The organism is uncultured Sphingomonas sp., assembly GCF_913778135.1.
Taxonomy (GTDB): domain Bacteria; phylum Pseudomonadota; class Alphaproteobacteria; order Sphingomonadales; family Sphingomonadaceae; genus Sphingomonas.
In genome coordinates this window covers 1-10,576 of record NZ_CAJYVU010000023.1, presented here as the reverse complement: position 1 = coordinate 10,576, position 10,576 = coordinate 1, and the positions used below count along the sequence as shown (strand labels likewise).

Below are 10,576 nucleotides of genomic sequence, written 5' to 3'. Positions count from 1 at the left end.
GTGGATTTGCCGTGATCGATGTGCGCGATGATCGAGAAATTGCGAATGTGCGAGAGCGGGGTAGCCATGATCCGCGCGCGTTAGCAGGCGCGCGGCAAAAGCCAAAGCGCCGCGCTTGCCGATCAGCTCGCGGCGCGGATTGCGGCGAGTGCCGACATGTAGCGCGCGCTGCCCTGCCCCGACACCAGTGCCCAGCGCACCCCGCGACGCTCGAGCTCAAGACGTGACAGGTCGAAGAAGCGCTGCCGCTCAGCCTGCGTCCCGAACATACGCGTGCCATCAGCCTGCCACGGCAGGTCGATGTCGAACAACAGGTAAAGATCGGCCGTGTCGGTCCAGCTTTCGAACCACGGATCGCGGCGCCCGAACAGCATGTCCGCCCACACCGCTGTCATCAGCGGATCGGTGTCGAGGATCACTGGCTGGTCGCCGGAGGCGACCGCCGCGCGGGTCTGGGCGTCATGTCCGCACGCGATCGCGACCAGGTCCGCCATCGTCAGATCTGTACCGTGCTGCTCGCAATAAGTGCGCCCGAACTCGGCGACGCATTGCACGTCGAAGTGGCGCGCCAGCCGCGGCGCCATCGTCGACTTGCCGGTGCTCTCGGGTCCGTGCAGGCAGATGGTGCGCAACATTAATCAGTGACGATCCCTCGCGCCGCTCGACGTGCGGCACGACGCCAGTCGATAAGCCCCCAGACCGACAAGGCAAGATAGAGCAGGTAGAGCGCAGCAAACAGGTAAAGCTGCTTGGCGAGGTATAACGGTACCGAGGCGACATCGACCGCGATCCACAGCCACCAATGCTCGATGCGTCGCCTGGCCATCAGCAACTGCGCCGCAACGCTGGTGCCGGCGATCAGCGCATCCCAAATCGGATAAGAGGCATCGGTAAAGCGGTGGACGAACGCCGCCCAGACGAGCGAAGCAACGAGCGTCCCGGCCAACCAGCGCAGGCGCATGGACGCCGGCATGTGCTTGACCGACACGGCACCCTCAGCGTCGGTGCTGCGCGACCAGTTGAGCCAGCCGTAGACGTTCGCGACGACGAAGAATGCCTGCAACAGCGCGTCGCTGTACAGCCGGGCCTCAAACACCACGATGCCTAGCAACGTGACCGAAGCGATGCCGCACGGGAACGTCCACAAACTCCGCCGCGCGGCGAGCGCGACGCAGGCGAGCCCGAGCAAAGTCGCGATACACTCGATGCTGCCCATAGCGCCTGCTACTTCGCAGGCGTGCGCAACGCCATCTCAAAGCCCGACCAGCTCCGCTGGAAATTTGCACGATGACCCGCTTGCAGCCGCCGATTTCGCTGATATAAGCCGCCGCCTGCCCCCGGCCTTGTCGGGTAAGCACACGGTCGGGGAATAGCTCAGCCTGGTAGAGCACTGCCTTCGGGAGGCAGGGGCCGGAGGTTCGAATCCTCTTTCCCCGACCATTTTTCCCGCTTTCTAAGGAAGCGTGTACGCGTCAGCCGCACCGCGGAAGAGCCGCTCGTCAGATGAGCGGCACGGCGCGCAGCGTCAGCCTTTCACCTCATCTCCGTAAAAGAGTTCGCCGATGCGTATTTCCTCGCGGCCCTGCGCGACGCGATGCGCATTGCTGTCGCGTAGCGAGTAGACGCAGCCGCAATATTCCTGCTGGTAGAAGCGCTCGCGCTTCGAAATCTCGATCATGCGCGCGGCACCCCCACCCTTGCGCCAGTTGAACGTCCAGTAATCGATGCCGGGATAATGCGATGCGGCGCGCTCGCCCGAACCATTGATCTGGTTCATGTCCTTCCAGCGCGAGATGCCGAGTGACGAGGTAATGACGGGAAAGCCGTGCTCATGCGCGTAGAGCGCGGTACGCTCGAATCGCATGTCGAAACACATCGTGCAGCGCGCGCCGCGCTCGGGCTCCCACTCCATTCCCTTGGCGCGCTTGAACCAGTTTACCGTGTCGTAATCGGCGTCGACGAACGGCACGTCGTGCTCGCGCGCGAAGCGGATGTTCTCATCCTTGCGAAGCAGATATTCTTCCTTCGGGTGGATGTTCGGATTGTAGAAGAAGACCGTGTAATTGATCCCGCTCGCGGTCATCGCTTCCATGACCTCGCCCGAACACGGCGCGCAGCAGGAATGGAGCAGCACTTTCTTCTCGCCGTTGGGCGGCACGAGGACAGGACGTTGAAGGTCGGTCATGCCAGCCGCTTTAGCCGATCACGCGGCAAGCGAAAACCGCCCGCGCCTGCCTGCGAACGAAACGGGTACACCGACACGTCTTATGCGATTATACCCGCGCGGTGACCGAGGCGCTTGTCCGAAAGATCATCCACGTCGACATGGACGCCTTCTACGCGTCGGTCGAGCAACGCGACGATCCGACGCTGCGCGGCCGTCCCTTGGCGGTCGGCGGATCGAGCCTGCGCGGCGTCGTGGCGGCGGCGAGTTACGAGGCGCGCGTGTTCGGCGTCCGCTCGGCTATGCCATCGTCGGTCGCGCGGCGACGCTGCCCGGAGTTGCTGTTCGTCAAACCACGGTTTGAAGTCTATGCCGCGGTCAGTCGGCAGATCCACGCGATTTTCGCCGACTACACCGCTGAAATCGAGCCGCTGAGCCTGGATGAGGCCTATCTCGATGTGACGGTCGACCGACGCGGGCTCGGCTCGGCCAAGGCGATCGCGGAGGAAATCCGCGCGCGCATCAAGTCGGTAACGGGGCTGACGGCTTCCGCCGGGGTCAGCTACAACAAGTTCATCGCCAAACTCGCCTCGGACCAGAACAAGCCGGATGGCCTGTGCGTCATCCCGCCCGGCAAGGGCGCAACCTTCGTCGCCAGCCTGCCGGTCAAGCGCTTCCACGGCGTCGGACCGGTCACCGCGGCGAAGATGTCGCGCCTGGGGATCGAAACGGGCGCAGACCTGCGCGATCGACCGATCGAGTTCCTGCGCGCGCAATTCGGCAGCTACGCCGAATACCTCCACCGCGCCGCGCGGGGGATCGACGAGCGCCCCGTCCGCTCCAGCCGCGCGAGCAAGTCGATCGGGGCGGAGCGCACGTTCGAACGCAATTTGTTCACCCCGGAAGAGATCGATGCCGCGTTGGCGCACGTCGCAACCACGGCATGGGCGCGTGCGGAGCGAAAGCAGGCGCGCGGTCGCACGGTGACGCTCAAACTGCGCGACAGCAATTTTCACACCATTACCCGAGCGCGCTCGCTCGGCGATCCGGTCGCCAGCGAAGCGGAGATGCTCGCGATCGGTCGGATGTTGATCGCGCCGGAACTGCCGGTTGCGGGGGGCATTCGATTGCTGGGATTGACGCTATCCGGGATCGTCAGGGGACATGAGCAGGTGCAGCCCGGATTGCCGCTGCTTCTTACGGGCTGACGCTAAAACGTTGGAAGCAGATCAGAAACTGTCTTGAGCGTTTCCGATCGACACCGAGCGGGCAGAGCGATCGACGCGGATTACAACTTGGTCGATTTGCATCTCAAACCCAGCGCTTCCATCCCAGTCGCCTTGAGTCATTTCGCCGCAGTCGAGCCGCCGCCACGCCGCATCGTGGCGAATCGCCGGATCGGGCAAGGCTGCCGCCATGCGACGCTGACGTGCGAGCTCGGCCACGAAATCCTGCAATTGACGGTCACGACCGCACCAATCGAGCCAGGTCAACGCATTGTCTTGCGCGTAGGCATTGTTGTTACCGTCCTGCGATCGGCCGAAGTCATCGCCGGCAGTCAGCATGATCGTGCCTCGGCTGGCGAAAAGGGTGGCGAGAAGCGCGCGCTGATCGGCGTGGCGCCGCTCGGTCACAGAGGCGTCGCCGCATGCGCCTTCCACGCCGTTGTTCCATGACACTTCATGCGCGTGGCCGTCGCGATTGTTCTCGCCGTTCGCGTGATTGTGCCGCTCGGCATAAGCAACCGTGTCGGCCAGCGTGAAGCCATCATGCGCGGCGACGAAATTAACGCTGCGGGTTGCGCGGTCGCCGAACACGTCGCTCGACCCCGACATCCGCGTGGCGAGTGCTCCGTTGCTCCCGTCACCGCGCCAGAAGCGTCGCACGTCGTCGCGGAAGCGATCGTTCCACTCGAGCCAATTGGAAGGAAAAGCGCCGAGCTGATAGCCGCCCGGCCCGGTATCCCAAGGCTCGGCGATCATCACGCGGTCGGCGAGCAGCGGATCGGCCGCGATCTCGGCGAAAATCGGAGCGTTGGAGGAGAAACCTGGTCCGCGCGCCATCACCGTCGCCAAATCGAAGCGGAACCCGTCGACGCCGCAAGCAGCGACGAAGTGGTGCATGGTGGCGAGCGTCAGCTCCCGTACCGACGCTTGGGCGAAATTCAGCGTGTTGCCAGTACCGGCGTCGTTGATAAGCGTGCCATCGCCACCGCGCGCGTAAGCCGCATCATCCAATCCACGAAGCGACAGCGTCGGGCCGAGTTCGTCGCTTTCGCCGGTATGATTGAACACCAGGTCGAGGATCACGCCGATGCCGTGGCTGCGCAACGTTGCGACGGTGTCGCGCAGCTCGGCCACGCCGCCGGGCGCGAGACGAGGGTCGAGCGCCATCGGCACGACCGGATTATAGCCCCATGCGTTTGCGAGACCGTGTTGCCCCAAGTGCCGCTCATCAATCCAAGCGACGACCGGCATCAGCTCGACCGCGTCGACGCTCAGCTTCGTCAGGTGCGCGATCACCGCCGGGTGTGCCAGTGCCGCGATCGTACCGCGCTGATGCTCGGGCACATCGGGGTGACGGATCGTGAACCCGCGAACGTTGACCTCGTAGATCAGTCCACCGTGGCGAAACACCGGCGGAGCTGGCTCGGTAGCAGATGGAGCGCGCACCACCGCTTTCGGTACCAGCGCAGCTGTGTCGACGCCGCGTTCGGCCAGGCTCGGGTCGTAGACGAAAGGTCGGTCGAGCATTGTGGCGTACGGATCGACCAGCAGCTTCGACACGTCGTGCGGCGGCTCGCCGTCAGCGCGGTAGCCGTAGCGCGTGCCCTCGCCCGCACCCGGCACTTCTGCGCACCAGATGTCGCCATCATGGGACATGGCGATACGGCATTCTACCTCGCCATCGAACAGGCAGAGCCATACCATCCGTGCGGCAGGCGCCCGGACGGTGAAGCTGATCCCGCTCGGACTGACCTTGGCGCCAAGCTCAGGTGACGACATCGGGCTCGCTGCGGCCGGTGTGCCGACGAATACCGGCGAGTGCGTCCGCTGCGGCGACGATGTCGGCAAGCATGACGTCGGTCGCCACGTCGAGGTCGCCGCCTATGGGTTCGTAGCGTTCGAGGTAGACACGCAGCGTGGCGCCACTGGTACCCGTGCCCGACAGTCGAAACACGACACGGCTGCCGCCCTCGAACAGGATGCGAATACCCTGGTTTGCACTCTCCGAGCCGTCAGTCGGGTCGGTGTAGGCGAAGTCGTCGGCCTCGGTGATCACCAGCGATCCGAGCCTGGCACCCGATAACGACGCGAGCTTGCCGCGAAGTTCCTGCATCAGCGTATCGGCGGCGGCGCTGTCGACACCTTCGTAATCGTGGCGCGCGTAGTAATTGCGTCCGAACTGCGCCCAATGGTCGCGTGCGATCTGGTCGACACTCTTGCCCGTTGCCGCCATGATGTTGAGCCACAGCAGAACCGCCCACAGCCCGTCTTTCTCGCGCACGTGATCGCTGCCGGTGCCGGCGCTCTCCTCGCCGCAGATCGTCGCCAGACCCGCGTCGAGCAGGTTGCCGAAGAACTTCCAGCCGGTCGGCGTCTCATAGGCCGGGATGCCGAGCCCGGCCGCGACACGATCGGCGGCGGCGCTGGTCGGCATCGAACGCGCGATACCCTTCAACCCAGCAGCGTAGCCGGGTGCCAGATGCGCGTTGGCGGCGAGCATCGCGAGGCTGTCCGACGGTGTCACGAAGCGCCCACGCCCGATGATGAGGTTACGATCGCCGTCACCATCGGAGGCTGCGCCGAAATCGGGTGCATCGGCACTCATCATCGTGTCGTAGAGTGCGCGCGCGTGGACGAGATTGGGGTCGGGATGGTGCCCGCCGAAATCGGGCAGCGGTGTTCCGTTCCTGACCGTGCCGGGCGCGAAGCCGAGCCGGCGCTCCAGGATTTCGGTCGCGTAGGGACCCGTAACCGCGCTCATCGCGTCAAACGCCATCGTCAGACCGGCGCGCCGGATCGCCTCGAAGTCGAACAGCGTCTCCATCAGTTCGGCATAATCCGCAACGGGATCGACGACCTCGACTGTCATGCCGCCGACCTGCACCTCGCCGATCTTATCAAGGTCGATGTCTTCGCCATCCTCGGCATACCAAGTGTCGATCACACGCGTGCGCGCGTAAATCGCGTCGGTGATCGCTTCCGGCGCGGGACCGCCGTTCGACACATTGTACTTGATCCCGAAATCTTCGTCGGGCCCGCCGGGATTGTGGCTGGCCGAAAGAACGAGCCCGCCGAGCGCGCCGCGACGTCGGATCAGATTGGATGCGGCAGGCGTGGAGAGAATGCCGCCCTGCCCGACCACCACGCGCGCGAAGGTCGCCGCCGCCGCCATGCGGATCGCGACCTGAATTACCTCGCGGTTGAGGAAGCGACCATCGCCGCCGATGACCAGCGTCGCACCGGCACGCTCGCGCTCAAGCACGTCGAAGACCGACTGGATGAAGTTCTCGGCATAATTAGGCTGCTGGAACACGCGCACCTTCTTGCGCAAGCCTGAGGTACCGGGCTTTTGATCGAGGTAAGGGGTCGTCGGAACGGCGCGGATCATGTGTCGAGAAGCCCCCGGTAAAGTTGGGCGTAGCGCAGTCCGCTACGATCCCAGGAAAAGTCGCTGCGCATGCCGCGCTGCTGGATCGTCGTCCAAGTCGTGCGATCGGCGTAGAGGCGAATCGCGCGCGCGATCGCCGCGGTAAGCGCGTCGCGTGAGACGCCGGCGAACTGAATGCCCGTTGCCACGCCAGCCGCAAGCGCGGCCTCGTTCGCGTCGATGATCGTGTCGGCGAGCCCGCCCGTTCGCGCGACGACGGGCACGCAGCCGTAGGCGAGGCCGTAGAGCTGGGTCAGCCCGCATGGTTCGAAGCGTGACGGAATTAGGATCGCGTCGGCACCGCCTTGCAGCAGGTGCGAAACCGCCTCGTCATAGCCTATCACGACGCCGACACGGCCTGGATGACGGTCGGCTGCGAGCCGGAACGCCTCCTCCAACGCTGCGTCGCCGGACCCGAGCAGCGCGAGCCGACCGCCCATCGCGACCAGATCGTCGACGCACTCGCCGAGTACGTCCATGCCTTTCTGCCACGTCAACCGGCTGACGACGGTGAAGATCGGACCGTCGCCCGGCTGAAGCTCGAACCGCGCCTCCACGCCGCGCTTGTTGGCGGAGCGCTTGCCAAGCGTCCGGTCGGTGTAGCGCGCGGGCAGCGCCGCGTCGCTGGCGGGGTTCCAGATCGCGGGATCGATGCCGTTGACGATTCCCGACACGCGGTCGCGACGCGCGGCGACGAGCCCCTCCAGCCCCATGCCGAACTCTGGCGAGAGGATTTCCTGCGCGTAAGACGGGCTGACCGTGGTGATCGCGTCCGCGGCCTGCATGCCCCCTTTGAGGTAGCCGACGCCGCCGTAGAATTCGATGCCGTCGACGGTGAACAGATCGTCCGGCAACGCCAGCCACGGCAGGACGCCGGGATCGAACCAGCCCTGAAATGCGATGTTGTGGATGGTGATGACCGATCGCGCGGCGCGCTCGCCCGCGGGTGCGTGGCGCAGGTAGACGGGCGCGAGTGCTGCCTGCCAGTCATGCGCGTGGACGACATCGTAGCGGCATCCCTTCACGCCACCCGAGCCGAGATCGGCGGCCGCGCGCGCGAGCGCGGCGAAGCGACGCCAATTGTCGTGCCAATCCTTCCCGCCCGGATCGGTGTAGAGGTTGCCATCCCGCGCGAACAAATCGGGTGCATCGAGCACCAGCAGCGGGTGCCCCTCGATCTCTCCCGCGAGCAACCGCGCCGGCGTGCCGAGCAGCGCGGGCCAGCGATGCAGCACGTGCGTCTTGCCCAGCTTCGCCGTGACCGCGGGATAGCCGGGGATCAGCGTGGTCACCTCGACACCGTACGAAGCGAGCGCAGCCGGCAGAGCGCCGACCACGTCGGCGAGCCCACCGGTCTTGACCAGCGAATAGGCCTCGGACGCGACGGAGAGAACGCGGATCGTCACTTGGTTCAGCCCAGTCGGTCGATCATCGGCTGCGTGATGAGGCAGATGCCCTTGTCGGTGCGGCGAAACCGGTGCGCATCGGCAACCGGGTCTTCGCCCACCACCAGCCCGTCGGGGATGTGCACGCCGCGATCGATCACCACGCGGCTCAATCGCGCACCGCGCCCGATGTGGGTGTACGGCAGCACCACCGCTTCATCGAGGCAGGAATAGCTGTGCGCACGCACGCCAGTCGACAGCAGCGAGCGATGGATCGTCGAACCCGACACGATGCAATCGCCCGCGATCAGGCTCGACACCGCCGAGCCGCGCCGCCCGTCGTGATCGTGGACGAACTTCGCCGGCGGCGTAATCTCAGAATAGGTCCACAGCGGCCAGCTTCGGTCGTACAGGTCGAGCTGCGGGACGACGTCGGTCAGGTCGATGTTCGCTTCCCAGTACGCATCGACGGTGCCGACGTCGCGCCAGTATGCGGCAGGTTCCTCGGCGGTGCGAACGCAGCTGTCGCCGAATCGATGCGCCTGCGCGTGGCCGTGCTTGACGAGATGGGGGATTAGGTCCTTGCCAAAATCACGGCTAGATCCTGGCGTGTCAGCATCGCGGCGCAGTTCCTCGATCAGCAGCCGCGTGGAGAAGACGTAGATGCCGAGGCTGGCGAGCGCTACGTCGGGCTGGCCGGGGATCGACGGCGGGTCTGCGGGCTTCTCCACGAAGTCGATGATGCGGTCGTCGGCGTCGACGTGCATCACGCCGAAGCCGACCGCCTCCAACCGCGGCACCTCCATGCAGGCAACCGTCACGTCGGCGCCGCTGTTGCAATGCTGCTGGAGCATCACCTCGTAATCCATCTTGTAGATGTGGTCGCCCGCCAGGATGACCATGAACTCGGGCGCGTAGCTCTCGATGATGTCGATATTCTGGTACACCGCGTCGGCAGTACCCTCGTACCATTGGAACTCGCTGACGCGCTGCGAGGCGGGCAGGATGTCGAAACTCTCGTTGCGCTCGGGCCGCAGAAAGTTCCAGCCGCGTTGCAGGTGCCGGATTAGGCTGTGCGCCTTGTACTGCGTCGCAACACCGATGCGGCGAATGCCGGAGTTGATCGCATTTGACAGCGCGAAGTCGATGATCCTGCTCTTGCCGCCGAAATAGACCGCCGGCTTGGCACGGGTGTCGGTCAGTTCCGCCAGGCGACTGCCGCGTCCGCCCGCCAGCACATAGGCCATCGCGTCTCGCGCCAGCGGGTGGCTGCGTCGTGGATCGTGCTGCGTCATCCCGTTCCTCCCGTTCGCGTCGCGGTGCGCGCTTATCCCACCTGTTCCAGCATGATCGTCGCGAGCGGTGGCAGCGTGACCTGCGCGATGCCGTCCTTCGCCACCACCCCGCCCAGATTACCGAGCCCTGACCCCCAGTAATCATGCGCATCGGAGTTCAGGATTTCGCGCCAGCGCCCATCGTTCGGCAACGGCACCGGGTACGGCATTCGCGCGACCGGCGTCATGTTGGCGATCACCGCAATCGTCGGCGCGCCCGGCGCCTTGCGCAGCCAGACGAAGACCGAATTCTCCGCGTCGTCGGCGACCGCCCACTCGAATCCCTCGACCTCGCAGTCGCGTGCGTGCAGCGCAGGCTTCTCGCGGTACAAGCGGTTGAGGTCGCGCACCAGCTTGCGCACGCCGTCATGCGCCGACGATTTTAGCAGGTGCCAGTCAAGCGCGCGCTCCTCGCTCCACTCGCGGCGCTGCGCGAATTCCTGTCCCATGAACAGCAGCTTCTTGCCGGGATAGCCCCACATCATCGCGTAATAGGCGCGCAGATTGGCAAATTGCTGCCAGTCGTCGCCCGACATTTTGGTCAGGAGCGAGCCCTTGCCGTGGACGACCTCGTCGTGGCTGAGCGGCAGGACGAAGTTTTCGCTGAAGGCGTACATCAGCCCGAAGGTCAGGCCGTCATGGTGGTGCTTCCGGTGGACCGGCTCGCGCGCCATATACTGGAGCGTGTCGTGCATCCAGCCCATGTTCCACTTGAACCCGAACCCCAGGTTCTCGCGCGCGCCCTCGTCATAGGCGGGTTGGCTGACGCCGGGCCAACTGGTCGACTCCTCCGCGATCGTGAACACGCCCGGGTGCTCAGCATAGACCGCGCGATTGACGCCGCGCAGGAAGTCGACCGCTTCCCAATTTTCGCGCCCGCCGGCCTGGTTGGGCACCCACTCACCCGACTTGCGGCTGTAGTCGCGGTACAGCATCGAGGCGACCGCATCGACCCGCAGTGCGTCGACATGGTAGCGCTCGGCCCAGAACAGCGCGTTGTTGGTCAGGAACGACGCCACCTCGCGCCGGCCGTAATTGTA

General features: G+C 65.2%; 9 protein-coding genes and 1 tRNA gene. 2 read left to right on the top strand and 8 right to left on the bottom strand.

The window, feature by feature from the left end:
- Nucleotides 1-122 precede the first annotated feature (122 nt).
- Nucleotides 123-635, bottom strand: a complete 513-nt coding sequence (locus tag QZ847_RS02370; RefSeq protein ID WP_294352733.1) for an ATP-binding protein — start codon at nucleotides 633-635, stop codon at nucleotides 123-125.
- Nucleotides 635-1,216, bottom strand: a complete 582-nt coding sequence (pnuC, locus tag QZ847_RS02365; protein ID WP_294352731.1) for a nicotinamide riboside transporter PnuC — start codon at nucleotides 1,214-1,216, stop codon at nucleotides 635-637. The genes QZ847_RS02370 and pnuC overlap by 1 nt, the downstream gene beginning before the upstream one ends.
- A 147-nt stretch (nucleotides 1,217-1,363) precedes the next feature.
- Between pnuC and QZ847_RS02360 the strand changes: the two genes are divergently transcribed.
- Nucleotides 1,364-1,440, top strand: a tRNA-Pro gene (locus QZ847_RS02360).
- A gap of 85 nt (nucleotides 1,441-1,525) precedes the next feature.
- Here the strand turns inward: QZ847_RS02360 and QZ847_RS02355 are convergent.
- A complete protein-coding gene (locus tag QZ847_RS02355; protein WP_294352730.1) occupies nucleotides 1,526-2,185 on the bottom strand; it encodes an epoxyqueuosine reductase QueH in 660 nt (219 codons plus the stop codon).
- Between the two features lie 101 nt (nucleotides 2,186-2,286).
- On the opposite strand from QZ847_RS02355, the gene dinB reads away from it, so the two are divergent.
- A complete protein-coding gene (dinB, locus tag QZ847_RS02350) occupies nucleotides 2,287-3,372 on the top strand; it encodes a DNA polymerase IV (protein ID WP_294352728.1) in 1,086 nt (361 codons plus the stop codon).
- 21 nt (nucleotides 3,373-3,393) lie between these two features.
- On the opposite strand, the gene glgX is transcribed toward dinB, so the two are convergent.
- From glgX to glgB, 5 genes are all read right to left on the bottom strand, one after another.
- Entirely contained in the window at nucleotides 3,394-5,169 is a 1,776-nt protein-coding gene (glgX, locus tag QZ847_RS02345) for a glycogen debranching protein GlgX (RefSeq protein WP_294352726.1), read from the bottom strand.
- Entirely contained in the window at nucleotides 5,156-6,778 is a 1,623-nt protein-coding gene (locus QZ847_RS02340; protein WP_294352724.1) for an alpha-D-glucose phosphate-specific phosphoglucomutase, read from the bottom strand. The genes glgX and QZ847_RS02340 overlap by 14 nt, the downstream gene beginning before the upstream one ends.
- Nucleotides 6,775-8,223, bottom strand: coding sequence for a glycogen synthase GlgA (gene glgA / locus QZ847_RS02335; RefSeq protein ID WP_294352722.1), 1,449 nt, complete (start codon nucleotides 8,221-8,223; stop codon nucleotides 6,775-6,777). Before glgA ends, QZ847_RS02340 begins: the two co-directional genes overlap by 4 nt.
- Nucleotides 8,224-8,228: 5 nt before the next feature.
- On the bottom strand, nucleotides 8,229-9,497 hold the full coding sequence (gene glgC / locus QZ847_RS02330) for a glucose-1-phosphate adenylyltransferase (protein ID WP_294352721.1): 1,269 nt from the start codon (nucleotides 9,495-9,497) through the stop codon (nucleotides 8,229-8,231).
- A gap of 32 nt (nucleotides 9,498-9,529) precedes the next feature.
- Nucleotides 9,530-10,576: 1,4-alpha-glucan branching enzyme (glgB, locus tag QZ847_RS02325; RefSeq protein WP_294352720.1), on the bottom strand; the 1,047-nt coding region annotated here is incomplete at its 5' end.

Coding starts and splice junctions, on each gene's coding strand:
- glgX (WP_294352726.1), bottom strand. CDS start 5,169: ATGTCGTCACCTGAGCTTGGCGCCAAGGTCAGTCCGAGCGGGATCAGC.
- pnuC (WP_294352731.1), bottom strand. CDS start 1,216: ATGGGCAGCATCGAGTGTATCGCGACTTTGCTCGGGCTCGCCTGCGTC.
- QZ847_RS02370 (WP_294352733.1), bottom strand. CDS start 635: ATGTTGCGCACCATCTGCCTGCACGGACCCGAGAGCACCGGCAAGTCG.
- QZ847_RS02340 (WP_294352724.1), bottom strand. CDS start 6,778: ATGATCCGCGCCGTTCCGACGACCCCTTACCTCGATCAAAAGCCCGGT.
- glgC (WP_294352721.1), bottom strand. CDS start 9,497: ATGACGCAGCACGATCCACGACGCAGCCACCCGCTGGCGCGAGACGCG.
- QZ847_RS02355 (WP_294352730.1), bottom strand. CDS start 2,185: ATGACCGACCTTCAACGTCCTGTCCTCGTGCCGCCCAACGGCGAGAAG.